The sequence below is a fragment of the Methylobacterium thuringiense genome, from assembly GCF_022179645.1.
GTDB classification, from domain to species: domain Bacteria; phylum Pseudomonadota; class Alphaproteobacteria; order Rhizobiales; family Beijerinckiaceae; genus Methylobacterium; species Methylobacterium thuringiense.
In genome coordinates this window covers 160470-184890 of record NZ_BPRA01000014.1, presented here as the reverse complement: position 1 = coordinate 184890, position 24421 = coordinate 160470, and the positions used below count along the sequence as shown (strand labels likewise).

Below are 24421 nucleotides of genomic sequence, written 5' to 3'. Positions count from 1 at the left end.
CGTCCGGCCTCACACCTTCGGGCGAGCCGCCAGGATGTCGCGGATCTCCGCGAGGATCCTCACGTCGGCCGGCACCTCGGCGACGGGCTCGGGCTTGGCCTCTTCCCGGGTCTTCAGCTTGTTCACGGCGCGGATCACCATGAACAGCACGAAGGCGACGATGGCGAAGTTGACGGCCAGCGTCAGGAACTGGCCGTAGCCAACCACGGCGCCGAGCTTCTTGGCGTCGGCGTAGGCGAGGCCGGGCGTCACCTTCGAGGACAGGGCGAGATAGTAGTTCGAGAAGTCGAGGCCGCCGGTCACCGCGCCGATCACCGGCATGATCACGTCCTGGACCAGCGAGGTCACGATGGCGCCGAAGGCCGCGCCGATGATCACGCCGACGGCGAGATCGACGACGTTGCCGCGCAGGGCGAACTTCTTGAATTCTTCCAACATTCGTCGTCTCCTCGAATTTCGGGCGCGCTCCACCGAAGTGGATACCGGTTCGGCGTAACAGCGTGGCCACGCTATTGCAGGATACGGGCCTGCCAAGGCGGCTGCCGGGACTGTCCACGGCCGATTGCCCGGTTTTCAACCACCGGACCCGGCCCTCGTGCATGTGGAGGCGCAATGTCGGACTGGAACGCGTCCCAGTATTTGCGCTTTGCCACCGAGCGCACCCGGCCGGCGGCCGATCTGCTGGCCCGCGTGCCGCTCGACCGAGCCTCCGACATCCTCGATCTCGGCTGCGGCCCCGGCAACGGCACGGCGCTGCTGGCCGCGCGGTTTCCCAAGGCCCGGATCCTCGGAGTCGACAGCGCGCCCGACATGCTGGCCCAGGCCCGCCGGGCGCTCCCCCGCATCAGCTTCGTCCAGGCAGATCTGCGCGATCTCGCGCCGCATGATCCGCAGGACCTGATCTTCGCGAACGCCGTGCTGCAATGGCTGCCCGACCACGCGACCCTGATCCCGCGCCTCGCCCGCCTGCTGAAACCCGACGGCTGCCTCGCGTTCCAGGTGCCGGACAACCTCGACGAGCCCTCGCACGCCCTGATGCGCGCGGTCGCGGCCGACGGCCCGTGGAGCGCCCTGATCGGGGATGCCGGGGCATCGCGTAGCCGGATCCCGCCGGCCGGCGACTACTACGACTGGCTGCGGGCGGCGGATTGCAGCGTCGACATCTGGGCGACGACCTATGTCCACCCTCTGCCCGACGCCGCCGCGATCGTGACCTGGCTGCAGGCGACGGGGCTGCGGCCCTTCCTGGCGCCGCTGGACCACGACATGCGCGTCGCGTTCCTCGCAGCCTACGCGGCGGCGCTGGAGAGCGCCTATCCGCGCCGAGGCGACGGGCGGGTGCTGCTGCGCTTCCCGCGGCTGTTCGTCGTCGCGCGGCGCGCCTGAGGCTCAGGCTGCCGTCTCGTGCGCCTCGTCAGGCGCCGGCAGGGCGGGCTCCTGCTTCTGCCGCCGGCGATATTGCACCGCGCCGACGGGCAGGGCGGCGAGGTAGGCGACGGCGAGGGTTACCATCGTCTCGAAGGGGAAGCTGATCACGAGGCCGAAGACGACGACGATCACCAGGAAGATCGGCAGCACGAATTCGCGCGGCACCCGCTTGCCCCAGGTCTTGCCGGAGAAGGTCGGGACGGTGGAGACGACGAGCAGCGCGATGCCGAGGACGTAGGCGAGCACCAGCGGTGCGGCCCAGCTCTCGAAGGTCAGGCCGAGGAAGTGCAGGTAGAGCGGCAGCATCGCCGTCAGCGCGCCGGCCGGCGCCGGCATGCCGACGAAGAAGTCCTTCTTCCATTCGGGCCGGCTCGGGTCGTCGAGCATGGCGTTGAAGCGCGCCAGCCTGAGCGCCATGGCGATGGCGAAGACCAGCGCCACGATCCAGCCGACCGAGCGCAGGGGATTGAGGGCGAAGCCGTAGAGGATCAGCGCCGGGGCGCAGCCGAAATTGACGAAGTCGGCCAGCGAATCGAGTTCGGCCCCGAAGCGCGAGGTGCCCTTGAGCAGCCGCGCCACCCGCCCGTCGATGCCGTCGAGCACGGCGGCCACCACCACCGCGATCACCGCCGGCTCGAACTTGCCCTCGAAGGCGAGCCGGATCGCGGTCAGCCCGAGGCAGAGCGCGAGCAGGGTGATCATGTTCGGCGCGATCATCCGGAACGGCACCGGCCGGAAGCGGCGGCGGCGCGGCTCGTTCGCGTCGGGCTCGAAGGGCGGAAACAGATCGTCCATTCAGGGCCTGTTTTTCGCGCGAGGTGGAGGCGGGAGCGAGCGCTCAGATACGGCGGAATGCCCGCTCGGGGCCACCCCCGAGATCGGCGAGCACGGTCTCGCCGGCCACCGACTTCTGGCCCAAGCCGACGAGGACCCGCGCCGTCGTCGGCAGGTAGACGTCGACCCGCGAGCCGAAGCGGATCAGGCCGAATCGCTCGCCGGTCTGCAGCGTGTCCCCCGCCGAGACGAAGCCGACGATGCGCCGCGCCACGAGGCCGGCGATCTGCACCACGCCGACGCGGAGCGGCAGGCCCTTGTGAGTGGTCTCGATGACGAGGCCGTTGCGCTCGTTGTCGTCGCTGGCCTTGTCGAGTTCGGCGTTGAGGAACAAGCCCGGCGTGTAGTGGATCTGGCCGATCTTACCCGCCACCGGCACCCGGTTCACGTGGCAGTCGAACACGTTCATGAACACCGAGATCCGCAGCATCGGCTCGTGCGAGAGGTCGAGCTCGGGCGGCGGCAGCACGGTGGAGATCAAGTTCACGCGCCCGTCCGCCGGGGCGATCACGAGGCCGTCCACCGTCGGCACCACCCGCTCCGGATCGCGGAAGAAATAGCAAACCCACAGCGTCAGGATCAGGAAGATCCAGAAGAAGGCCTGGGCGAAGTAGCCGAGCAGCACGGTGAGCACGATGCCGATCAGGATGAAGGGATAGCCCTCCTTGTGGATCGGCACGAGGGTCCGGCGGATCGTCTCGAAGAGGTCGGTCATGGGGCCCTGACATGGTCTCGCGGCGAGCGCCGCGATGGCAGGCACCCGGGCGAACGTCAACCGTGGGGCATTTTCGATGGTGTCAGCCGTGAAGCCTCGACCCGGCTCTGGACAGCATCCGGCTGTTGCCGCGTTCCGCTTCACGCGTCAGGATCGCGCCTCGACGTCCGGCGAGAACGCGCAATGTCCTGGCACCTGCACTGGCTTGAAGCGTCCGGCGATCTGCGCCCCTGGCGCGATACGATCACCGCTGAGGTTGAGATCGCCCGGAAGGCCGTCGCGGGCGTGCTGCCCGTGCCCCCGCTCGATATCCTCATCGAGCGTCTCACCGGTGCGACGATCCCCGAAACCGGCACGACGGGGCGCGCCTACCGGCCGGGGCTGTTCGCGCTCACGCTCGATCCGGACAACACCAACTTCGCGGGATCTCTGAGGAACGGCGACCTTCGCCGGACGGTGGCGCACGAGGCGCACCATTGCCTGCGCATGGCCGGGCCCGGCTACGGCTGGACCCTTGGCGAGGCGCTGGTCAGCGAGGGGTTGGCGGGACGGTTCGTGAGCCATCTGTTCGGCACGCCGCCCGAGCCCTGGGAATGCGCCGTAACCGACGCGGTGCTCGAGGCCAACCGTCCCGACAACGCCACGCTCGTGGCGAACGGCCACGATCACGGTGCTTGGTTCTTCGGGGCAGGCGGGCGCTATCCTCGTTGGCTCGGCTATACGCTCGGCTACCGGATCGTCGGCGATTGGCTGATGGCGAATCCGGGCGTCGACGGCCGCGCCTGGGTCGATGTCGCGGCGCACGACGTGCTCAGGGCAGCCCGCGGCCGTACGCTGTCCGCCGGCTGATCAGGGCGCGTTGCCGAGTTCCGTCCTGGCGCGGCCGATGGCGTCCATGCAGGCCTTGGCGTCGCCCTTGCCGTCGGCGGTGCGCGCCTCGTCGAGGGCGACCTTGGCGGCCTGCGCCTTGTCGGCGCCCTTGCCGGCGTCGGCCGACTTGTCCGGGGGCGTGTTCGAGGCTTCGCCCGATGCCCCGGTCTTGCCCTGGCCGCCGCGCGCCGCCGCGTCGGCCTGCCCGCCGGTCCCGGCCGCGATCGCCTGCCTGCCTTCCTCGTGGACCTTACCAGAGAGGGCCTCGATCTGCTCGGAGCAGGGGGAACCCAGGACCGGGCCGGCCGTCAGGGCCGTGAGCAGGGCGGCGGCGAGGTACGCGTGACGCGTCATCGGTTTTTTCCTGGTGAGATCGGGACAGTGGTGAGCGCGCCTCTTCCCGCACGCGGGGAGAGGGCGTCATGCCCCCTTGTCGGGTCATGATTCGAGGCGGCAGCCGAAAGTGAGGGGTTACCCCCGGAGGAGCCACTTTCGGCGGCTCCCCCTCACCTATGCTTCGGCTTCGCCTCCGCTCGCCACGGACCCTGCAAGGGGTCCGTGGCCCTCTCCCCGCGCGCGGGGAGAGTGGGCGTGGTGAACTCCGAAAAGACTCAGCTGCTCAGCTGGTCCTTGATCGGCAACTGCCGGATGCGGCGGCCGGTTGCGGCGAAGACCGCGTTGGCGATGGCCGGGGCCACCGGCGGCACGCCGGGTTCGCCGACGCCGCCGAGCGGGCTGTCGAAGCCGGTGGAGTTGACGAGATGGACGCGGATCACCTTCGGCGCGGCGTCCATGCGGACCACTTCGTAGCCGTCAAAATTGTTCTGCTCGGCGCGGCCGTTCTTGAAGGTGATCTGCGAGGACAGGGCGAGGCCCATCCCCATGACGACGGCGCCTTCCATCTGCGAGCGGATGCGCTCGGGGTTCACCTGCGCTCCGCAATCGACGGCGATGTCGATGGCGTGCACCTTGACCTCGCCCTTGTCGTCGACCTCCACCTCGGCCGCGACCGCCGTGTAGGTGACGAAGCTGTAATGCCCGGCGACGCCGAGGCCCCGGCCCTTTTCGAGCTTGCGGCCCCAGCCGGCACCCTTGGCAACGGCCTGGATCACGCCCTTGAGGCGCCCGGTATCGACGGGATAGCGGCTCGGATCCTCACCGTAGTTCCAGACGTCGCCGAGCGTGGTCGGATCGATCTTGCGGTCGGGTCCGATCAGGGCGAGCAGGTATTCCAGCGGGTCGCGCCCGGCGGCATGCGCGAGTTCAGCCACGAAGGACTGGATCGCGAAAGCGTGCGGGATGTTCGAGACCGAGCGGAACCAGCCGATGCGGACGTGGGCCGCGGCTTCCGGGTTCTCCAGCCGGACGTTCGGCAGGGCGAACGGCAGGTTGGTGAGCCCCATGCCGAGCTCGAACGGCAGCTCGTGCTTCGGATCGGGCGCGAAGATCGAGCCGATCGTCGGCGCGGTCGAGCGGTGCAGCCAGGCCACCGGCATGCCCTTGTCGTCGAGGCCGGCCTCCAGGCGCTCCACCGAGATGGTGTGATAGTAGCCGTGGTGCAGGTCGTCCTCGCGGGTCCAGACGAGCTTGACCGGCGCGCCGTCCACGGCCTGCGAGCAGAGCGCCGCCTCGACGATGAAGTCGGGCTTCGACTTGCGGCCGAAGCCGCCGCCGAGCAGCGTGACGTTCACCTTCACCTTGTCGTCGGCGAAGTTCAGCCGCTTCATCAGCCGATCGTTGGCCGCCTGCGGACCCTGGATGCAGGCCCAGACCTCGCAGAACCCGTCCTTGACGCGGGCGACGGCGGCCGGCGGCTCCATCGGCGCCTGGGCGAGGTGGGGCACGAAGTACTCGGCCTCGATCTTGGTCTTGGCCGTCTTCATCGCGCCGTCGACGTCGCCCTGGTTGCGCACGACCTTGCCGGGGGCGCGGGCCGAGGCTTCCAGCTCCTTGCGGAAGGCCGTGGTGTCGTAATTGGCGTTCGGACCGTCGTCCCAGACGATCTTGAGCGCCTCGCGGCCCTTCATCGCCGCCCAGGTGTTTTTCGCGACGACCGCGATGCCGCCCAAGGGCATGAACTCCGAGGGGATGTCTCCCCCCTCGATCTTCACGGTCTTGACGACGCCCGGGATCTTCAGCGTAGCGCTGTCATCGAAGCTTTTCACTTTGCCGCCGTAGACTGCGGGGCGGGCGACAACTCCGAAAAGCATGCCGTCGAGTTGGGTGTCGAGGCCGTAGATCGCCTTGCCGGTGGTGATGTCGTGGTTGTCGATCAGGCCGATCTTGCCCTTGCCGATATAGCGGAAGGCCTTCGGGTCCTTGAGCACGACGCTCTCGCGGGCCGGCACCGGCAGCTCGGCGGCGGCGGCGGCAAACTCTCCGTAGCCGGCTGTCTTTCCCGACTTCTTGTGGCTGATGACGTGGTTCTCGGCCACGACTTCACCGACCGGCACGCCCCACTGCTTGGCGGCGGCCTGGACGAGCATCAGCTTCGCAGCGGCGCCCGCATGGCGAAAATGCTGGAAGAAGTGGCGCAGGCTGCGCGAGCCGTCGGTGTCCTGGTTGCCGAAGCGGCTCTCGTCGCCCCAGGCCTGGATCACCTTGACCTTCGACCAGTCGGCCTCGAGCTCGTCGGCGACGGTGAAGGCGATCGAGGTGCGCACCCCGGTACCCATCTCGGAGCGGTGGTTCGTCACCGTCACGGTGCCGTCGGCGGCGATGGCGACGAAGACCTTGGGGTCGTCGCGCCAGCCATGCGGCATGCCGTCGGCGCCGTATTTCTTTTCCTGTTGCTCCTTCGTCTGGCCTTCGTCGGCCATGGCCCGATCGCTGAGCGAGAGAGCCAGAACGAAGGCGCCGAGTCCGCCGAGGGTCGCGCGGCGGCTGACGTTGTCGAGGAGGGCAGGGGCCTTGGGGGCGGGGGCCGAGGCGAGTTCGGCCATGAGCTTCGCGTCGTGGATCACAGCTTGCCTCCCTCGGTGGTGGAAGCCGGCTGGCCGGCGGCCTGATGGATCGCCGCGCGGATGCGCGGGTAGGTGCCGCAGCGACAGATGTTGCCGCTCATCGCCTCGTCGATGTCCTGGTCGCTCGGCTTCGGCGTGTCCTTGAGCAGCGAGGCGGCCTGCATGATCTGGCCGCACTGGCAGTAGCCGCACTGGGCGACGTTGAGATCGCGCCAGGCGACCTGGACCGGATGGTTACCGTCGGGCGAGAGCCCCTCGATGGTCAGCACCTCCTGGCCCTCCGCCGCCGAGACCGGCGTGGTGCAGGAGCGCGTGGCGGTGCCGCCGAGATGGATCGTGCAGGCCCCGCAGAGCGCCTGGCCGCAGCCGAACTTCACGCCGGTGAAGCCGAGTTCGTCGCGCAGGTACCAGAGCAGCGGCATGTCGGGGTCGCCGTCGAAACTGCGCTCCGCCCCGTTCACGGTGAGTTTGATCATCGCTTCGTCCTGTCGTGAGGCCGCCGCGTGTCGCTTCGGGCGACGCGACGACGAGCCGGTGTCGAAGGGCGGTCGCCGGGAGCCGGAGGCTCGCGCGATCGCTGAGAGCATGCGGGACGAATCCGCTACGGCCGGGCTGTCGCTGCCGGCACGCGCACGAAGGCCCCCGCCCCCGCACCGCATCTTGGAATGGGAATAATGTATCCGCCCGCGGGATGATCGCGCAATGCAGGCCGGAGCGGGGATTTCGCCGTCGGGTTGCATGGGGCGAAGACGGCGTGACGTTTCGCACATGGCGACGGCGCGTGTTCGCGCTGGTCGAAGGGCCGAGTGCGGAAGAGCCGAAATCGACGGCTTCGGTCTCACGCCGTTTCCGGTCGAGGGCTTCGGCTTACCACGCCCCCCTTCCCCGGACGGGTGGAGCGTCAGCGGAACCCGATCCGGGGCCCAGCATAAGGACGTCGCGAAGCGTCGAAACGTCGGCGCCGTTCGAATCGAGCCGCTGGCGCGGCCCGTGTTCTCGCTGGGTCCCGGATCACCTTCCACTGTGTTCCAGGCGTCCGGGAAAGGGCCGTGGACATCGGATGGATCAACTGGATCGAACGGATCGACCGGAAACGGTCTCAAACCTTCGCCGACGACTCCGCCGCGACGACGAACCCGACGCCCTCGATCTCCGGATGGCCCGCTTCGTTCGGCACCGTGAGGGGATAGAAGCTCATCCGCAGGTGGCGGATTCCGCCCGGCACGGTTCTGGAGGCGACCGGCACGGGGAGGTCGGACGTCGCCACGCCCTGCCGCAGGGCGGCGTGGAGCGGTGTCGAGAGCCGCTCCTCCAGCGCCGGCAGCGCCGCCCAGATCGGTTGGCCGATGCCTGCACCGAAGCCGCTGCCGCCGAGGCTCGCCAGCGCGCGGTTGCGATGCTGCAGCCGCAGGTCGCGGTCGAGGAAGCCGAGGCCCACGGGGGCGTTCTCCAGCACGCCTTCGAGGAGCGCGCTGGTCAGCCGGCCCTCCTCCCGGCGCAGGACGAGCAGCCACGCGACCAGGGCCACCGCGCTCCAGGCGGTGGTCCCGGTAAGCAAAGCCAGCAGCAGCCCGCGCAGGCGGTCGCTGCGCTGGATCTTGTCGACCCGCTCGGAGAGCTTCGTGCGGATCGCCACGGCCTCGGCGCGGATCGCGTCCATGGTCTCCTTGCCGTCCCCCGTCCGCACGAGGTCCGTCGCGGCCTCGAACCCCTGTTCCTTGCGCAGGGCCACGACGCGGGCGGCGAAGGCGCGCTTCTCCGCCACCAGCACGTCCAGCGGCCTGCCGCCGGCGACCGACGGGTCGAGATGCCCGCGGGTGATCGTGTTCAGCCGAGCCAGGCTGCGGTCGATGGCGGCGCGGGCGCCGTCATAGGGGATCAGGTAGTTGTCGCTGCCGACGAGCACGAAGCCGCGCTCGCCCGTCTCCAGGTCCTTGATCGAGGAGAACAACCGCTCGACTTCGAGCACCACGCCGTTGGCCTCGGCCACCCGGTCGCGGCTCGATTCGGCCACGAGGTAGTTCCAGCCGGCGGCGAGCAGGGCGATGATCAGCAGGCCGAAGGCGACGGGCGAGTTGACGAGCGCTGCGGTGAGCCTCGACCGACGCCGGTTCCAGCGGCGCAAGGCGGCGATCGGGGCGTGCATGGCTGTGGTCCGGGACCCTGCGACGAGGCCCGGGCATGATACCGCTTCGCCGACGGAGCCAACAGGGCGATTGTGGTGAGGCCGTGGGTGGACCTCAATCCACGAACCGTCGGCCGCCGGTGCATGCGGCTTTCAGGCTTCTCCTGCCGATCGCGAAACGTGCCGAGCCCGCTCTCGGTGGAGACCCCGGCGCCGGTCAGCACGAAGATGTCTTTCGGATCCGCCATCGCTCGTGCCCGTCGCCGATACAGGATTCGTCGGTATGCACCCCTTTTATCGGAGATTAACCAAATTGGCGTTCAATCGGAGACGGTTAAGGTTGATGTTTCCCTGACGGCCGAGTTGGCCTTTCCGGCCCGCGATCGCGCTTCTTCGAGCGCGGCGCGGGCGGGACGGCGTCCGTGCGGGATACGCGTATCCGAGTACAGCCCGCATGATCGACGACGCGTATCGCTACGGCCGCCTGACGCGCCGCCCCCGTCGTCGCCGGCTGCGCGCCGACCTGCTGGCGATGACCGCCGCGGCGGCGATCGTCGTCGGCGCCCTGCCCCGGTTCACGGCGGATAACGACGTCGCCGCCGAGCCCGAGGCCCCGGTGCTCTCGCTGGCGGCGGCCCCCGCCCCCGGACGCGACGCCTGGCTGTTCGATCCGACGCCCGCCCTCGGCGCGCGGACGCTGACGCTGCTCCCGGTGGCGGCGCTGCACGCGGCGTTCGAGCCGGCTCCGCCACCGGCCGTCGTCGCAGCCCTGGTCGCAGACACGGTCGCGCGCCAGCCGGTGCCGACGCCGCGTCCGCAGGTCGTGCAGCAGACCGCCCGCCTGATGCCGGCTCTCACGCCGCAGACCGTGCCGCTGCCGGTGCGGAGGCCCTCCGACCTCCTGGCCGCGCGCACCACCTCCGTCGTCGCCCGGCTCGCCGAGCGGCCGGCCTCGCCGCGCGCCAGGATCGCGGCGCAAGGAGCCGTCGCGCAGGAGAATGCCGAGGCCGAGCGCTCCTTCTTCGACACGGTGTTCGGTGCCAAGCCCGAGGCCGAGCGGCCGCAGGCGCTGGCCTATGCCGGGGTCGACACCCAGGGCCTCGGGATGTCGCCGCGCCGCGCCACCGCCCCTCAGGCCGGCGGCGGCACCGCCGTCTACGACATCAGCGCCGGCCGGGTGACGCTGCCGGGCGGCGAGGTGCTGGAGGCCCATTCCGGCCTCGGTCCGAGCATGGACAACCCGCACAACGTCCACCTGCGCATGCGCGGCTCGACCCCGCCCGGCACCTACGATCTCACCGAGCGCGAGGCGCTGTTCCACGGCGTGCGGGCCCTGCGCCTGAACCCGGTCGGCGGCGCGGGCGCGATCTACAACCGCAACGGGCTCCTCACCCACACCTACATGCTCGGCTCGAGCGGCGCCTCGAACGGCTGCATCTCGTTCCGCAACTACCCCCGCTTCCTGCAGGCCTATCTCAGCGGCGAGGTCCGCCGCGTCGTCGTGGTGGCGGGGTCGAAGGGCGACCGCACCCCGAGCTTCGCCAGCCGGATCTTTGGGGCAAGCGCCTCGGCAGAATGATTTTTTGGGAGTCGGGCGGCCGATCTCCGTGACCGAAGGCCGTTGCCTCCACACCCATCACTGAAGTAAGGAATATTCCTTACATCGGGCGTCGGAGGTTGCGATGGCGACTCGTCTTCGGGAGCGCAGCAGGATCACCGCGAAGGGTCAGACGACGGTGCCCAAGGCCGTGCGCCAGGCGCTCGGCGTCAGCTACGGCGGAGAGATCGCCTACGTCGTGGACGAGCACGGCGTGAGCCTGAGCCGGGTCGAGACCGACGCGCAGGACCCGGTCATCGAAGCCTTCCTGGCCTTCCTCGCCGAGGACATGACGCGCAACCCGCAGGCCATCACGCAGATTCCCGCGAGACTCCTGGAGCGCGTGGTCGCGCTCACCGCCGGGGTCGCGGTCGACCTGGACGAGGAGCTCGACGGCCCCGTGGCGCTCTGAGCGATGATCGTCGTCGACGGCTGGACGCTCTTCGCCCACCCGCTGCTGCTCGACCAGCTCGGGCGGCTGACGGACGCCGTTGAGAAGGCCGCCGATCCAACAGGGGGCAGCGCCAACGCGAAGCTGCTCGCCATGCTGCAAAAGCTGATCTTCGAGATCGTGCCGCAGGACCCGAGCCGCACCGAGTACCGGCAGGGCGACACCCTCGGCGCATCGCGAAAACACTGGTTCCGCGCCAAGTTCGGCAACGGCCGGTTCCGGCTGTTCTTCCGCTACGACAGCCGAAGCAAGGTCATCGTCTTCGCCTGGGTGAACGACGAGCACAGCCTGCGCACCTACGGGTCGAAGACCGACGCCTACCGCGTGTTCCGCAAGATGCTCGACGCGGGCGATCCGCCCGACGACTGGGCCGCCCTGCTGAAGGCGGCCTCCGCGAAGCCGGCGACGGCGCGGCTGGACATAGCGGCGCCGAAGCGCCGGTGAGTCTCGCTACGGCACCCGCTGCGCCAGGATCTTGTCGATCCGGCGCCCGTCCATGTCGATCACCTCCAGCCGCCAGCCCTGCGTCTCGATGGCGTCGCCCTCGGTGGGGATGCGGCCGAGCTCGACGATGACGAAGCCGGCCAGCGTCGAAAAGTCGTCGGTGCGCGGCTTGTCGGCGAAGTCGAGCCGGTCGAAGGCCTCGCCCGCCGGCATCATGCCGTCGATGAGCAGCGTGCCGTCGGCGCGCTCGACCACCATCTGCTCCTCGCCGGGGTCAGGGATCTCGCCGGCCATGGCCTCCAGCAGGTCGGTCTGGGTGACGATGCCCTCGAGGCTGCCGTACTCGTCGACGACGATCGCCATGCGCACCGGCTTGGTGCGGAACGCCTCCAGCACCTTCAGGATGGCGAGGCCCTCGTGCACGACGATGGGCTCGCGCATCGCCGCCGCCACGTCCGGCGCCTTGCCGTCGAGGAGCTGGTCGAGCAGGTCCTGCTTGCGCAGCACGCCGACCACGTCGTCGATGAAGGCGCGCGAGACCACGATCTGCTCGTGGCGGCACTCGCGGATGGCGCGGACGATCTCCTCCGGGCTGTCGTCGAGGTCGACCCAGTCGACCTCGCCGCGCGGCGTCACGATCTCGCGGATGCGGCGCTCGCCGATGGCGAGGATGCGGGCCACCGCGTCCTCCTGCGCCTCGTGCAGGAACCCGGCATCGTGGCTCGCGGTGACGAGCAGGCTCAGCTCGGCCGGGGAGGGCAGGTTCTCCTCGCCGGTGCCGGGCTGCAGGCCCATCAGCTTCAAGACGCCGTTGCCGAGCCCGTTGAGGAACATGATGGCGGGGCGAAACACCATCAGGAACAGGCCGAGCGGCCGCACGATCACCAGCGCCGTGCGCTCGCTACGCTGGAGCGCGAGGCTCTTCGGGGCGAGCTCGCCGAGGACGATGTGCAGGGCGGTGATGATCACGAAAGCGATCGCGACGGAGAGCGTATGCGCACCGATGCCGGCGAATTTTTCGGGCAGCCAGGCGAAGGCCGGCTCGACGAGATGCGCCAGCGCCGGTTCGCCGACCCAGCCCAGCGCCAGGGACGAAATCGTGATGCCGAGCTGGGTCGCGGCGAGATGCGCGTCGAGCTTGTCGGTGGCGTGCTGGAGCGCCTTGGCGTTGAGCCGCTTCTCGTTGACGAGCTCGGCCACCCGGCTGCGCCGCACCGCGACGAGGGAGAACTCCGCCGCCACGAAGAATCCGTTGGCGAGAACGAGCGCCAGGACCGCGAGCAGCCCGAGTGCCGTAGACCAGCCGTCGTCGAAAATCGCGCCCTCCGAGGCGTCACGCCGCCCGTATGGCGACGCCTGCGCTTAGAGCCGAATGTCGAGGCGGCGTGAAGGGGTCATACCGACGGCCGCAGGCAGCGAGTCTTCCATCGATGGCCGTCGCAAGCGCGAATGCGCGCCGCCGCTTATGCGGCGAAGCCTCGAAGGCCAATGACCTCAATACCCCAACCCGGAGAACCGGTAGGCGAGGCCGGCGGTCACGAGCTGGCCCTGCGTGCGGGCGATGACGTCGGCCGTGTGGCCGGCGGGCATGAGGCCGCCGGGGCCGTAGACCGGCCCGACGCCGTTGACCGGGACGGTGCGGCGCCCGAGGTCGTAGCGCAGGTATTCGACCTTGAAGGAGAGGCGCCCGGGGGTGACGAAGCCCGGCACGAAGCCGTCCGGCGCCATCATCTCGATGCCGCCGCCATAGACGAAGCCGGTATCGATGCCGCCGTAGCGGCCGGCATCGTAGAGGCCGCTATACTGGACGCTCGACACCCCCGTCTGCCCCGAGACGCCGATGCCGCCATAGGCGAAGCCGCCGGTGCCGTAGAGCAGCACGGGGCCGAAGGCGTAGCCGAGGCGGCCGCGCACGGTGCCGAGGAAATCGAGGGTCTGGCGCGCCTCGATCGCGAAGTCGCTTCCGCCGAAGCCGAAGCCGGTGGTGCGGGTCCGCTGGATGTTGGTGTAGAGCGCGTCGGTGGCGAGGCCGACGACGAAGCCGGAGCCCGGCGTGAATTGCAGGTCGTAGCCGAGGCCGCCACGCAGCACGTAGGAGCTGCCCGCCAGGGCCACGGCGCCGAGATTGCCGAAATCGATCAGCGCCTGCTCCTCCGGCGTGGTGCCGACGGTCTTCAGGTGCTGTGTGCCGGTGCGGATGTAGCCGGCATCGGCCCCGATAGAGAACCCGCCCCAGACCGGCGGCGGCGCGGGCGGCGGCAGCTGCTCCATCGGCGGCAGGGACGAGCGCAGGGGCAGGTCGGCGGCCTGCGCCGCGCCGAGCCCGCATAGGGCCGGGATCAGCCCGAGCCGGGCCGTACGATGCAGGACTGTGAGGAGCGCAACCATGCCGTCACTTTGCCAAAGCGTGCTTAACGCGCGCTTACCGCGACGCCCGCCGATTCAAGCCGTCTTCAGGTTGTTCCGAAGCAAGGCCGCAGGAGACGACACGGTTCCTGGCCGGCTGGACCGGCCGTTTCAGCCGGAAACCGTATGAGACCGTTTCCGGTTGATCGAAGCGGGCTGTGCGCATCCCCTCTCCCCGCACAGATCTCGGGCCTGCCCGAGATCTGCTTCATGCGCCGAAGTCGGGCAGGCCCGACTTCGGGTGGGGAGAGGCCTTCATGGACCCTGTCGTCCATGAAGGAATTGCAGGCGAAGCCGAAGCGAAGGTGAGGGGGGGTCCGAAAGGAGCTTTCCCGACGAAGCCCCCTCGCCTTCGGCTGCCGCCTCGCCGCGCCGACGACGAGGTCGTCGCGGCCCTCTCCCCGCAAGCGGGGCGAGGGGATGCGCGCACCCGAACCGATCGGCTGGAAACGGCATGAGGAGCGACACGGGCGTGGACGCCGGTCGCAAGGGCGATCGTACGAAAGGGCGCTCGCGCCGTCATCGCCTGGCTGGAAGCGACTGGATGGCCCGGCGGATCGCACTGCATTGCTGCTGCAGCTGGCGCTCGACGGCGATCTCGGCGCGCCGCGTCGCCAGCGCAGCGGCCTCGGCCGCCTTCGCCGCGGAGGCGTCGAGGTCGTCGAGCAGGCGCTTGAGGCCGGCAAGGTCGCGCAGCAGCTTTGCCGGATCCATTGGCGGCGGCGCGTCCGGGCGGGTCAGGCGCCCGCTCGCGGGAGGGAACCCGGAGTGACGGCACCGCCCGGGGAGGCCTCCATACGAAGGCATGATTTCGGGACTCTGATGTCCATCCCGGCATTCCCACGGCATCGGACGATGCCACCCAGGATGCGCATCGAGGTGAACGGTTCACCATCATGGATCGTAAAAGCGATCTTAACCCTCGCGGCGCAGGGTGGGACCGAGGGCGCATCCGGTCGCGTCGTGCGAGGAGTGGTTCCGTGGCCAAGATCCAGAGCGAGCCGAGGACCGACACGCGGCCGCACCACGCCGACACGCCCCCCTTGAGCGCCACCGTGCGCCGGCATCTCGGCAAGAGCCTGCGCTCCCACTACGCCGCCTCCCTCGCCGAGCCGGTCAGCGAGCGCCTCGAAGCGCTGCTCGCCAAGCTGCAGGGCCCAAAGGGCTGATCCCTCAGGGACATTCCGGCCGTCCGCCGCGATCCGGCAGGACCGGGCGCCCCTCGGCCTCTGCGCAGGACGGTGTCCGGACCTCTTCGGTCTATCCGGCTCCGCACCGGGTCTGCGCCTCGTCAGGCCGAGGCTTCACTGCGTGTTTTCGAGAAGATCTCATCGGAAAACCCGAAAATGTCTTTCCCGAAATCTGTTCGAAGCGGAAGCCGGCCCTAGAACCTGCTTCGTTCACGGCCGTCCTTCGGCGAAACGGGCACCGTTTCGCCGAGTAGGACTTCAATCGAAGGCGACGGCGACGAGAGAGAACAGCCCGGCGAGAAGAAGATTGCCGGCGAGCACGAGAGCGATGACCGTCATGGGGATGTCGGGAACCTGATCCGGAGATTCGGGATGGGCTGTGTAGCGGTTCGGGCCGCGCGCCGCTGCTACGCTCCCGCCTCACGTCGCCGGAAACCGGCAGCCGAACCGAGTGCGATGCAACACGGCAACGCTTTCCGTCCCGCACAGGCCACGTTTGCGCCCGAACACTTGCCGAGACTGCAAATTCTCGCTGCCGCGGACCGATTCGCCGCAAATCGGTTGCAATTGGGTTAACGGTTGTCCGCAGCGGCCATGGCGCGCCGCGAGGGCTGTCGGCGATGATCACGGCAAGCGATACGATCCTGGCAGCCGCCGGGTTCTTCGGCCTCGGCGCGTCCGGGCTCGTGGTGAAAAGCTCCAGCTCGGAGGTCGACGCGGAGCCCGTCTCCCAATCCGACGGGCCGGCCTCTCCCGACCAGCTCTCGGTGGGCGAGCCGTATTTCGAGGCGGTTGCCGCAGCGCTTCGCAGGACCGGCTACCTGGATTCGTGACCCGGACGCCCGTCCTTCTCGGATCCCGCCGGCCGGCCGGTCCCGGCCTTGCGCGATGGTTGACCGATCGGGGAGACTGGCTATAGCGGCCCGCACGTACCCGAAGGCCGGGTGACGCAACGGCCGGTCTGTCGGCAGTGATCGCGGGCGGCTACGAGGGTGGATCGCCACTCCCGGCTACTGCCTCGGATTGGACGACAGACCGACGACTTGAGAATATTCCATGAAGATCGAAATATTCGGTTTTCATTCGCCCACTGGATCGAGTTTTCTTGATCCGAAGGACACCGTTCCGGATGTATTACGTCTATAATACAATCAGATTATAGGCAGATACTGCATTTGCGACAAGCATAGAGTGCTTCATGACTGGCAAGCGTGCGTTGATCACAGGCATCACGGGGCAGGACGGCGCCTATCTGGCGCAACTGCTCCTGGGCAAGGGCTACGAGGTGCACGGCGTGGTGCGCCGCTCGAGCCATGCGGGTGTGTTCGACCACCGGCTGAAATGGCTCGGCATCGAGAACGACGTCGAGCTCCATGACGGCAACCTGCTTGACCTGTCGAGCCTCGCCCGCATCGTGCAGCTGGTCCAGCCCGACGAGGTCTACAACCTCGCGGCGCAGTCCTTCGTCACCGCCTCCTGGCAGCAGCCGATCCTGACGGGCCAGATCACCGGCCTCGGCGCCGTCAACCTGCTCGAATGCGTGCGCACGCTGAAGCCCGATGCGCGCTACTACCAGGCCTCCTCCTCGGAGATGTTCGGCCTGATCCAGGAGCAGGTCCAGAGCGAGGCGACGCCGTTCTACCCACGCTCGCCCTACGGTGTGGCCAAGCTCTACGCCCACTGGATGACCATCAACTACCGCGAGAGCTTCAAGCTGCACGCCTCGAACGGCATCCTGTTCAACCACGAGAGCCCGCTGCGCGGCGTCGAATTCGTCACCCGCAAGGTCACGGACGGCGTCGCCCGGATCAAGCTCGGCCTCGCCAGCGAGCTGCGGCTCGGCAACATCGACGCCAAGCGCGATTGGGGCCACGCCAAGGACTACGTCCGGGCCATGTGGATGATGCTGCAGCAGGAGACACCGGACGACTTCGTCATCGCCACCGGCCGCACCACCACGGTGCGCGACATGTGCGAGATCGCGTTCCGGCATGTCGGCCTCGACTCGGCCGCCCACCTCATCATCGACGAGAAGCTGTTCCGGCCGGCCGAGGTCGAGGTGCTGCTCGGCAACCCCGCCAAGGCGGAGAAGGCCTTCGGCTGGAAGGCCGAGATCTCGCTCGAAGAGATGATCCGCGAGATGGTCGATGCCGATCTCGCCCGCTTGAAGCCCAGGGTCTGATCGCCGGTCGAATCGAGACGGCCCGTCGGCCACTGTTCGGGCTGCGTGCCGGCGTGCGCGGTCCCGCTCAGCCCAGTGGGGTCTGCGCGACGCTCGGCCGGTGCCGGCTCGGATCAGGACCTCATCCCTATGAGCCGATGTCCTGTCCTCAGACCCGCCTGCACCGTTATCTCGGTGGAAGTTTTGCCGTGTTCACCAAAAACGGCGTGGTTTGGCGCTAGAAAGCATGGAGGCCGGGGTAACGGGTTCTGAGCGAGCCGAGCAGCGTATGAGACGGATACTCGTCACGGGGGCGGCCGGCTTCGTCGGTCGCCACGTCGTCACGGCCCTGCGCGGCCGGTTCGGGGCCGGTGACGCCATCCTCGGCCTTGGCCGGAGCGCGCTTGCTCATCCGCTCGACGGCGTCGAGTACCGGCAGGTCGACCTGCTGGATGCCGATGCGCTGGCGCAGTGCCTTGCCGCGTTCCGGCCCACCGACATCCTGCATCTCGCCGCGATCTCGGCCGTGCAGCAATCGGCGGCCGATCCGCTCTCGGCTTGGCGGGCGAATGTCGGCGGCCTGTTCAATCTGGTCGACGTCGTTCTGAAGGAAGCCTCGAACGCCAACCTGTTCTTCGTCAGTTCGGGGGAGGTCTACGGCCGCGCCTTTCTCTCGGGGCGCTCCACCGACGAGACCGTCTTGCCGGAGCCTGCCGGGAGCTATGCCCGCTCGAAATGGATCGGCGAGCAGATGCTTCTCGACATCCTCGCACCCACGGACGTGCGGCTGGTGATCCTGCGGCCGTTCAACCATACCGGCCCCGGCCAGGACGAGCGCTTCGTCGTGCCGAGCTTCGCCGGGCAGATCGCCCGGATCGAGGCCGGATTGTCCCCGCCGCGCCTGGAGGTCGGCAACCTTACCGCGCAGCGCGATTTCCTCGACGTCGCCGACGTGGCCCGAGCCTATGTCGATCTGATCGCCTCAGCCGAAAATCTCCCGAGCGGCACGATCCTCAACATCTGCTCCGGCCAGCCACGCTCCATCGAGAGCATTCTGAACGATCTGAGAGCGCTGGCGCTACGGCCCTTCACCGTCGCGCAAGCCCCGGACCGGATGCGCCCCTCCGAAATCCCGATCGCCATCGGCGATGCCGGCCGCCTCCACGCCGCCATCGGCTGGGCACCGTCGATCGATTGGGCCAAGACGCTGTCCGACGTCCTCGCCGCGGCCCGCAGTGCTATCGGTTGAGGAGCGGCTTCATCTCCCGCGGCCACGGCATAGAAAAAACCCTTCTCTCGCCAAGCGCTCCGGCCCCGCTTAAATCTGCGGCCATGCAGACGAAATCCGACATCCTCGCCGCGATCGGCGGAACCCCGCTGATCAGGCTCGCCCGTGCCTCGGGCGAGACCGGATGCACCATTCTCGGCAAGGCCGAATTCCTCAATCCCGGCCTCTCCGTAAAGGACCGGGCGGCGCTCTCGATCGTGCGGGATGCCGAGGAGAAGGGGCTGATCCGGCCCGGCGGCACCATCGTCGAGGGCACGGCCGGCAATACCGGGATCGGGCTGGCGCTCGTGGCGGCGGTGCGCGGTTACCGCACCGTCATCGTCATCCCGGAGACCCAGTCGGCCGAGAAGAAGGCGACGCTGCGCCTCGCCGGTGCACGCCTCGTCGAGGTGCCGGCCGTGGCCTTCGCCAACCCGAACAATTACGTCCATGCCGCACGGCGCCTTGCGGACAAGCTGGCTGCGAGCGAGCCGGCCGGCGCCTTCTTCGCCGATCAGTTCGACAACACCGCCAACAGGCAGGCGCATGTAGATACGACCGGCCCGGAAATCTTCGATCAGACGGGTGGAACGGTCGATGGCTTCGTCTGTGCGGCCGGCACCGGCGGTACGCTCGCCGGCGTCGCCGAGGCGTTGCGGGCGAGAAAGCCCGGCGTGACGATCGCCCTGTCCGATCCCGAGGGTTCGGCGCTCCACGCGCACTACACCACCGGCACGCTCAAGGCCGAAGGTTCGTCCATCACGGAAGGCATCGGCCAGGGCCGGATTACGAAGAACCTCGAAGGCTTCACGCCCGACGTCTCGTTCCGAATCCCCGACACCGAGGCGGTCGCAATCGTCTTCCAGCTGATGCGGGAGGAAGGGCTCAGCCTCGGGGGGTCCTCGGGCATCAACGTCGCCGGCGCGATCCGTCTGGCGCGCCATCTCGGCCCGGGCCACACCATCGTGACCATCCTCTGCGACGGCGCGGCGCGCTACGCCTCGAAGCTGTTCAACCCCGAATTTTTGAGAGAACGCGGCCTGCCGACGCCGGATTGGCTGGGGGCGGACACAGGTGCGTTACCGGATTGGCGGGCTCCATCCCCAACGTCCTGACAAATCTTTGCAAAATCACGTGAACGGAATGCCGCGTCACCGCGTTGCAACGGTCTAGCTCAAGCGACGACGCTTGGGCGTATCGGAGTTCCCGTCGATGCTTACCACCATCATTCTCATCATCCTGATTCTGGCTCTGTTCGGCGGCGGCAACTTCCTCGGCGGCGGCAATTATCGCGGTGCCGGCTTCGGCCTCGGCGGCATCCTGATCATCGTCCTGATCGTGCTGCTGCTCACCGGACGCATCTGATTTTTCACGCGGCTTCGCGTGTTTCAGGTGAAGCATTTTTGTGTGTTTTCCGACGAAGCGGTCACCGCTTCATCGGGATAGGACGTTTCGAAACAGAACAGCCGCGGATTCGTCCTGCGGCTGTTCTGCGTTCAGACAGTCTCCGTCGTGCCCCGACGTGCACCGAGCCAGGACGCGGCGAGCACAACGAGGCTGACCGCGCCGATCAACAGGGTCGAGGCAGCGTTGATCTCCGGGTTCACCCCAAGCCGCACCTGGCTGTAGAGCCGCATCGGCAGGGTCGTCGCGCCCGGTCCCGAGACGAAGCTCGCGATGACGAGGTCGTCGAGCGATAGTGTGAAGGCGAGCAGGAACCCCGCCGCGAGTGACGGGGCGATCAGCGGCAAGGTCACCGTCAAAAACACCCGTGCAGGGCTGGCCCCGAGATCGGCCGCGGCTTCTTCGAGCGAGCGGTCGAATCCTTTCAGCCGCGCGCCGACCACCACCGCGACGAAGCCGGTGCCGAAGGTCGCGTGGGCGATCACGATGGTGGGAATGCCACGCTCAACGTCGAGGCCGACGAAGAGCAGCAACAGCGACAGTCCGGTGATCACCTCCGGCATCACCATCGGCGCGTAGAGCAGCCCGGTGAAAACGCTTCGTCCGGTGAAGCGCCCATGCCGGTCGAGCGCCAGCGCAGCGAGAGTCCCAAGGGCTACGGCAATCGCCGCGGCCAGGGTCGCGACCTTCAGCGAGACGAGGGCCGAGGCCAGCAGCGGGCCGTCGCCGAACAGCACGCCGTACCAGCGCGTCGAGAACCCGCCCCAGACGGTCACGAGGCGCGAGTCGTTGAAGGAGTAGACGATCAGCACGAGGATCGGCGCGTAGAGAAAGCCGAGCCCCGCCGTGAGGGCGATGCGATTGAACGCGGTCACCGCAGCGCCTCCTCCCGCTGCTCCTCCGCCCCGCGGAAGATCACCACGGGGCCGACGACGAGGATCAGCAGCAGCACCGCCACGGCCGAGGCGATCGGCCAGTCCCGGTTGGAGAAGAACTCGATCCAAAGCATGCGGCCGAGCATCAGGGTCTCGGAGCCGCCGAGCAGGTCCGGGATGATGAACTCGCCGACCATCGGGATGAAGCAGAGCAGCGCCCCGGCCACCAGCCCCGGCATCGCCAGCGGCAACGTAATGGAGAAAAAGATGCGGCTGCGAGAGGCGCCGAGATCAGCCGCAGCCTCCGGCAGGGCGGTGTCGAGCCGGCTCATCACGGCATAGAGCGGCAGCACCAGGAAGGGCAGGTAGGCGTAGGTCAGCCCGATCATCACCGCGAGCGGCGTATTCAAGATCTCGAGCGGCTGCACGAGGAGCCCGAACTTGAGCAGTGCCGCATTGAGCAGGCCCTCGGGCTTCAGGATCGCGATCCAGGCATAGACCCGGATCAGAAAACTCGTCCAGAACGGCACCACCACCAGCGCCACAAGAAGCGGCTGCGTCCGTGCGCTTGCCCGGGCCATCGCGAGCGCCATCGGCGTGCCGATCAGAACGAGGATCGCGGTGGCCCCGGCCGCGTAGGCCAGAGAGGACAGCGTCGCCTCCCAATAGAGGGAATCGGCCGCCAGCATCGCGTAGTTGGTGAGTTCGAGTCCCTCGAAGAACGCGCGCCAGCCCGCGATGCCGGCGCTCCAGTCGAGCACCGGCCGGTAGGGCGGCTGCGCGGTGACGGGCGTCGACAGGCTGATCTTAACCGTGATCGCGAAAGGCACGAGGAAGAACACGCCGAGCCACAGGACCGGCGGTGCCCGTACCAGCCAGCGCCCGAGAACGGGGCCGCCGCGTCTCATGCCGGCAGCACCCATCCGGCCTGCGGCGCGAAGCCCAGGCTGACGCTGTCGCCGACGACCGGACCTCCCGCCTCGTCCAGCAGGCTCGCGCTAGCGCACAAAATGGTGCCGTCGGCCATGCGGATCCGCCGCCGCACACGGTCGCCGAGATAGGCCGTGTCGACGAGTGTGCCGGAGAGGGCATTGTCGCCCACTCCGAGCCGCAGCCGTTCGGGCCGCAAAGCCACGACGACCGGATCGCCCGGGCCCGCACCGGCGAGCGCCTCCGAGGCGAGGGCGCGGACCGGCCCAAGCTCCGTGTGCACGCTTCGCAACCCTCCATCGGCGAGACCCAGAAGACCGGCGATCAGGTTCACATCTCCCAACAGCCCGGCGACGAAGCGGCTCGCCGGGCGTTCATAGAGTTCGCGCGGCGGCCCGACCTGTACGAGCCGGCCGCGATCCATCACGCCGATGCGGTCGGCGAGCGCCATCGCCTCTTCGGGATCGTGCGTGACGACGACGAAGCCCGTGCCGAGCCGGCGCTGCAGGGCCCGCAGCTCGCCTTGCGTCTCTTCGCGCAAGGCGCGGTCCAAGGCACCCAGTGGTTCGTCGAGAAGCAGCAGCCGCGGCTCGCGGGCGAGCGCCCGGGCCAGCGCCACCCGTTGACGCTGCCCGCCGGAGAGCTTGTCGGGTCGGCGCCTCTCGAAGCCTTCGAGCTTCACGAGCCGCACGAGCCCCTCCACCCGTTCGGCGATGGCGGACCGCGACAAACCGAGCCCCTGCAACCCGTAGGCAAGGTTCTGAGCCACGCTCATATGCGGAAACAGCGCGTAGGATTGGAACATCATGTTCACCGGCCGCCGATGCGGTGGCAGCCCGGTAAGGTCCTCGCCCCCGAGCCGGATCATGCCCGCATCCGGCGTCTCGAAGCCGGCAAGCAGCCGCAGCAGGGTGCTCTTCCCACAGCCGGAAGGCCCGAGCAGACAGAAGAACTCGCCCTGAGCCAGATCGAGCGAGACCGTGTCGACGGCGCGATGCGCGCCAAAAGATTTCGTGATGCCGTCGAGGCGCAGCAGCGGTTCGAGGCTTTGGGGAATTGGAATGGGCAAGGTGGCGCTGCGATCGGCGAGTTTGTGCCGCCAAGCTATAGGCGATTCCGACGCTGCGACATCGCGGGCGACACCGGAGCTACCCGTCCTCCCGCAACGCCTCCGCCACCCGCGCCTCGAGCAGGTCCGGCCGGCGCAGCACGAGGGCGCCGCGGGTGCGGTCGATCAGGCCCTCGCCGGCCATCACCGTGAACTCGCGGGTCACCTGTTCGCGGCGGCAGCCGATGCGGGCGGCGAGCACGTGGTGGTAGGGCGGGGGGGTGACGACGCGCTCGCTCGATGAATCGCCACCCTGGCCGGCCCGCGGCACCGAGAGGCGCAGCAGCTCCGAATAGAGCCGGTGGCGCAGGTCGAGCAGCGCGTGCTCCATCAGGCGGGTGTTCAGCTCGCGCACGCGCTTGGCGAGGAGCCGAAAGAGACGGTCGGCGATGATCTCGGAGGCGGAGACCATCTGGCGAAACACCGCGGCCGGCACCACGCAGACCTCCCCGCGGGTCAGCGCCGTGACGTTGGCCGAGCGGCCGATGCCGTCGATCGCCGCGAGTTCGCCGAAGAAGGCGCCCGCACGCATCTCACCGAGAATCACCTCCTTGCCGGACTGGGTCCGGTTGAGGATGCGCACTTCGCCGGTGGCGAGAAAATAGACGTCGGTCGAGATGTCGTCGAAGTCGACCAGCACCTCGTTCTCGTCGAACCGGCGCCAGTGGCAGCGGGTCTCGTAGGGTGCGAGATCGATCTCCGGTTCCTTGAAGAACGGAATACTCGCCAGCCGGCCACTCGACACTGCTCACCCCCCGCCCCGACGCCGCACCGCCGTAGCACGATCGAGCGGGGGAAAGATCCGCGAAGTCGCTGCGACGGCGACCTCAGGCACCGCATGCGGCCCGACGCCTCCGATCACGCGGGCGTCGTCGGCCTGAGGGCCTCCGTGATCGTGGCGCTCCGCTGGGGCAGGGTCAAGGCGTCGTCGGCGGAGATCGTTCGCCAATAGTTCCGCGAGGCCGCGCGGGTGCGGCGTCGCGCGATCCATCGACGAGTCGGTTACGGGCGAGCCGGCTCGGCAATCCCGCGCAGACCATGAAACAAACTCCAGAAAATCCTTTCGAAACAAGGCCCTCACCATTCGTTCGCCGCAGATACCTTCGGGTCGTGTTGACGGTCAGGCCGTCGTTCGAAGAAGAGTTTTGTCGATGTTTCGTATGTTGAAGCCGTTGTTCGTCGCCGGCATGATCGGGTCCGCCGCGATGCTGGCAGCGCCCGCCTCCGCGCAAGAGGCCGGACAGGGGGTTGGATCGCTCCTGACGCAACTCAAGCAGAGCGGGGCCGAGACGGCCTATATGCAGGGCCGCAGATTTCGCGGGGGTCGTGGCGGCTTCGCGGGACGCGGCTTCGGCGGCGGGCGCGGGTTCCGCAACCGCGGTTTTGCCGGGCGCGGCGGCTATGGCCGAGGCTATGGCTACGGCCGCCGTGGTGGCATCGGTGGCGGAGCAGCGGTCCTCGGCGGGCTTGCGGCAGGCGCCCTGATCGGCGGTGCGATCGCGTCGCAGGCGGCGCCAGCCCCGGTCTACGGTGCCCCGGGCAGCGACGCGGTCGCCTATTGCCAGCAGCGCTTCCGCTCCTACGACCCGGCGTCGGGCACCTATCTCGGCAACGAAGGCGCACGGCACGCCTGCCCGTAGTCGCCGATCACCC

At 68.6% G+C, this 24421-nt stretch carries 26 protein-coding genes; 12 read left to right on the top strand and 14 right to left on the bottom strand.

Annotated features, from left to right (window positions below; translation table 11 throughout):
• Window positions 1-9 precede the first annotated feature (9 nt).
• Window positions 10-438, bottom strand: a complete 429-nt coding sequence (gene mscL / locus MFF07_RS15560; RefSeq protein WP_147818846.1) for a large conductance mechanosensitive channel protein MscL — start codon at window positions 436-438, stop codon at window positions 10-12.
• 174 nt (window positions 439-612) lie between these two features.
• Between mscL and tam the strand changes: the two genes are divergently transcribed.
• A complete protein-coding gene (tam, locus tag MFF07_RS15555; protein WP_147818844.1) occupies window positions 613-1386 on the top strand; it encodes a trans-aconitate 2-methyltransferase in 774 nt (257 codons plus the stop codon).
• Between the two features lie 3 nt (window positions 1387-1389).
• Here the strand turns inward: tam and MFF07_RS15550 are convergent, their stop codons facing one another.
• Together MFF07_RS15550 and MFF07_RS15545 are read right to left on the bottom strand one after the other, a co-directional pair.
• Window positions 1390-2223 carry a CDP-alcohol phosphatidyltransferase family protein gene (locus tag MFF07_RS15550; RefSeq protein WP_147818842.1) on the bottom strand — a complete coding sequence of 278 codons (834 nt, stop codon included), beginning with the start codon at window positions 2221-2223 and terminating at the stop codon, window positions 1390-1392.
• Window positions 2224-2266: 43 nt separating this feature from the next.
• Window positions 2267-2977 carry a phosphatidylserine decarboxylase gene (locus MFF07_RS15545; protein WP_238232319.1) on the bottom strand — a complete coding sequence of 237 codons (711 nt, stop codon included), beginning with the start codon at window positions 2975-2977 and terminating at the stop codon, window positions 2267-2269.
• 183 nt (window positions 2978-3160) lie between these two features.
• Here MFF07_RS15545 and MFF07_RS15540 point away from each other — a divergent pair, with 183 nt between their 5' ends.
• Window positions 3161-3826: a DUF2268 domain-containing putative Zn-dependent protease gene (locus tag MFF07_RS15540; RefSeq protein ID WP_147818838.1), complete on the top strand. Its 666-nt coding sequence runs from the start codon at window positions 3161-3163 to the stop codon at window positions 3824-3826.
• On the opposite strand, the gene MFF07_RS15535 is transcribed toward MFF07_RS15540, so the two are convergent.
• The 4 genes from MFF07_RS15535 to MFF07_RS15520 all read right to left on the bottom strand — a co-directional run bounded on the left by MFF07_RS15535 (window position 3827) and on the right by MFF07_RS15520 (window position 8956).
• Window positions 3827-4201: a hypothetical protein gene (locus MFF07_RS15535; RefSeq protein WP_238232318.1), complete on the bottom strand. Its 375-nt coding sequence runs from the start codon at window positions 4199-4201 to the stop codon at window positions 3827-3829.
• 257 nt (window positions 4202-4458) lie between these two features.
• A complete protein-coding gene (locus MFF07_RS15530) occupies window positions 4459-6810 on the bottom strand; it encodes a xanthine dehydrogenase family protein molybdopterin-binding subunit (RefSeq protein WP_238232317.1) in 2352 nt (783 codons plus the stop codon).
• On the bottom strand, window positions 6807-7286 hold the full coding sequence (locus tag MFF07_RS15525) for a (2Fe-2S)-binding protein (RefSeq protein WP_147821775.1): 480 nt from the start codon (window positions 7284-7286) through the stop codon (window positions 6807-6809). The genes MFF07_RS15530 and MFF07_RS15525 overlap by 4 nt, the downstream gene beginning before the upstream one ends.
• Window positions 7287-7909: 623 nt before the next feature.
• Complete coding sequence (locus MFF07_RS15520; RefSeq protein WP_147821773.1) at window positions 7910-8956, bottom strand: CHASE3 domain-containing protein; 1047 nt, start codon at window positions 8954-8956, stop codon at window positions 7910-7912.
• Window positions 8957-9389: 433 nt separating this feature from the next.
• Between MFF07_RS15520 and MFF07_RS15515 the strand changes: the two genes are divergently transcribed.
• The 3 genes from MFF07_RS15515 (at window position 9390) to MFF07_RS15505 (ending at window position 11427) form a co-directional block, all read left to right on the top strand.
• Complete coding sequence (locus tag MFF07_RS15515) at window positions 9390-10514, top strand: DUF2778 domain-containing protein (RefSeq protein ID WP_238232316.1); 1125 nt, start codon at window positions 9390-9392, stop codon at window positions 10512-10514.
• A gap of 103 nt (window positions 10515-10617) precedes the next feature.
• Window positions 10618-10944, top strand: coding sequence for a type II toxin-antitoxin system PrlF family antitoxin (locus MFF07_RS15510; RefSeq protein ID WP_147818015.1), 327 nt, complete (start codon window positions 10618-10620; stop codon window positions 10942-10944).
• A gap of 3 nt (window positions 10945-10947) precedes the next feature.
• Window positions 10948-11427, top strand: a complete 480-nt coding sequence (locus tag MFF07_RS15505) for a type II toxin-antitoxin system YhaV family toxin (protein ID WP_147818014.1) — start codon at window positions 10948-10950, stop codon at window positions 11425-11427.
• 6 nt (window positions 11428-11433) lie between these two features.
• Here the strand turns inward: MFF07_RS15505 and MFF07_RS15500 are convergent, their stop codons facing one another.
• The 3 genes from MFF07_RS15500 to MFF07_RS15490 form a co-directional block, all read right to left on the bottom strand.
• The gene (locus MFF07_RS15500; protein WP_147818013.1) at window positions 11434-12699 is read right to left on the bottom strand and encodes a hemolysin family protein; all 1266 of its coding nucleotides are present in this window, start codon (window positions 12697-12699) and stop codon (window positions 11434-11436) included.
• 222 nt (window positions 12700-12921) lie between these two features.
• Window positions 12922-13815, bottom strand: coding sequence for an outer membrane protein (locus tag MFF07_RS15495; RefSeq protein WP_147818012.1), 894 nt, complete (start codon window positions 13813-13815; stop codon window positions 12922-12924).
• A 537-nt stretch (window positions 13816-14352) separates the two neighbouring features.
• Complete coding sequence (locus MFF07_RS15490) at window positions 14353-14547, bottom strand: hypothetical protein (protein ID WP_147818010.1); 195 nt, start codon at window positions 14545-14547, stop codon at window positions 14353-14355.
• A 275-nt stretch (window positions 14548-14822) separates the two neighbouring features.
• Here MFF07_RS15490 and MFF07_RS15485 point away from each other — a divergent pair, with 275 nt between their 5' ends.
• The 6 genes from MFF07_RS15485 (at window position 14823) to MFF07_RS15460 (ending at window position 19816) form a co-directional block, all read left to right on the top strand.
• Complete coding sequence (locus MFF07_RS15485; RefSeq protein WP_147818022.1) at window positions 14823-15002, top strand: hypothetical protein; 180 nt, start codon at window positions 14823-14825, stop codon at window positions 15000-15002.
• Between the two features lie 641 nt (window positions 15003-15643).
• Window positions 15644-15856, top strand: coding sequence for a hypothetical protein (locus MFF07_RS15480; RefSeq protein ID WP_147818009.1), 213 nt, complete (start codon window positions 15644-15646; stop codon window positions 15854-15856).
• A 365-nt stretch (window positions 15857-16221) separates the two neighbouring features.
• Window positions 16222-17205 carry a GDP-mannose 4,6-dehydratase gene (gene gmd, locus MFF07_RS15475; RefSeq protein WP_147818008.1) on the top strand — a complete coding sequence of 328 codons (984 nt, stop codon included), beginning with the start codon at window positions 16222-16224 and terminating at the stop codon, window positions 17203-17205.
• Between the two features lie 268 nt (window positions 17206-17473).
• Window positions 17474-18433, top strand: a complete 960-nt coding sequence (locus MFF07_RS15470) for an NAD-dependent epimerase/dehydratase family protein (RefSeq protein ID WP_147818007.1) — start codon at window positions 17474-17476, stop codon at window positions 18431-18433.
• An 83-nt stretch (window positions 18434-18516) separates the two neighbouring features.
• Window positions 18517-19566 (top strand): cysteine synthase A, encoded by a 1050-nt coding sequence (locus MFF07_RS15465; RefSeq protein WP_238232315.1) that lies wholly within the window; start codon window positions 18517-18519, stop codon window positions 19564-19566.
• Window positions 19567-19663: 97 nt separating this feature from the next.
• On the top strand, window positions 19664-19816 hold the full coding sequence (locus MFF07_RS15460; protein ID WP_147818005.1) for a DUF3309 family protein: 153 nt from the start codon (window positions 19664-19666) through the stop codon (window positions 19814-19816).
• A 131-nt stretch (window positions 19817-19947) separates the two neighbouring features.
• Here MFF07_RS15460 and MFF07_RS15455 read toward each other — a convergent pair whose 3' ends face one another.
• The 4 genes from MFF07_RS15455 to MFF07_RS15440 all read right to left on the bottom strand — a co-directional run bounded on the left by MFF07_RS15455 (window position 19948) and on the right by MFF07_RS15440 (window position 23513).
• A complete protein-coding gene (locus tag MFF07_RS15455; RefSeq protein WP_147818004.1) occupies window positions 19948-20730 on the bottom strand; it encodes an ABC transporter permease subunit in 783 nt (260 codons plus the stop codon).
• Window positions 20727-21638, bottom strand: a complete 912-nt coding sequence (locus MFF07_RS15450) for an ABC transporter permease (protein ID WP_147818003.1) — start codon at window positions 21636-21638, stop codon at window positions 20727-20729. The genes MFF07_RS15455 and MFF07_RS15450 overlap by 4 nt, the downstream gene beginning before the upstream one ends.
• The gene (locus MFF07_RS15445; protein WP_373322362.1) at window positions 21635-22729 is read right to left on the bottom strand and encodes an ABC transporter ATP-binding protein; all 1095 of its coding nucleotides are present in this window, start codon (window positions 22727-22729) and stop codon (window positions 21635-21637) included. Before MFF07_RS15445 ends, MFF07_RS15450 begins: the two co-directional genes overlap by 4 nt.
• 79 nt (window positions 22730-22808) lie before the next feature.
• Complete coding sequence (locus MFF07_RS15440; protein WP_147818002.1) at window positions 22809-23513, bottom strand: Crp/Fnr family transcriptional regulator; 705 nt, start codon at window positions 23511-23513, stop codon at window positions 22809-22811.
• A 406-nt stretch (window positions 23514-23919) separates the two neighbouring features.
• Here MFF07_RS15440 and MFF07_RS15435 point away from each other — a divergent pair, with 406 nt between their 5' ends.
• The gene (locus tag MFF07_RS15435; protein WP_238232314.1) at window positions 23920-24408 is read left to right on the top strand and encodes a BA14K family protein; all 489 of its coding nucleotides are present in this window, start codon (window positions 23920-23922) and stop codon (window positions 24406-24408) included.
• Window positions 24409-24421 lie beyond the last annotated feature (13 nt).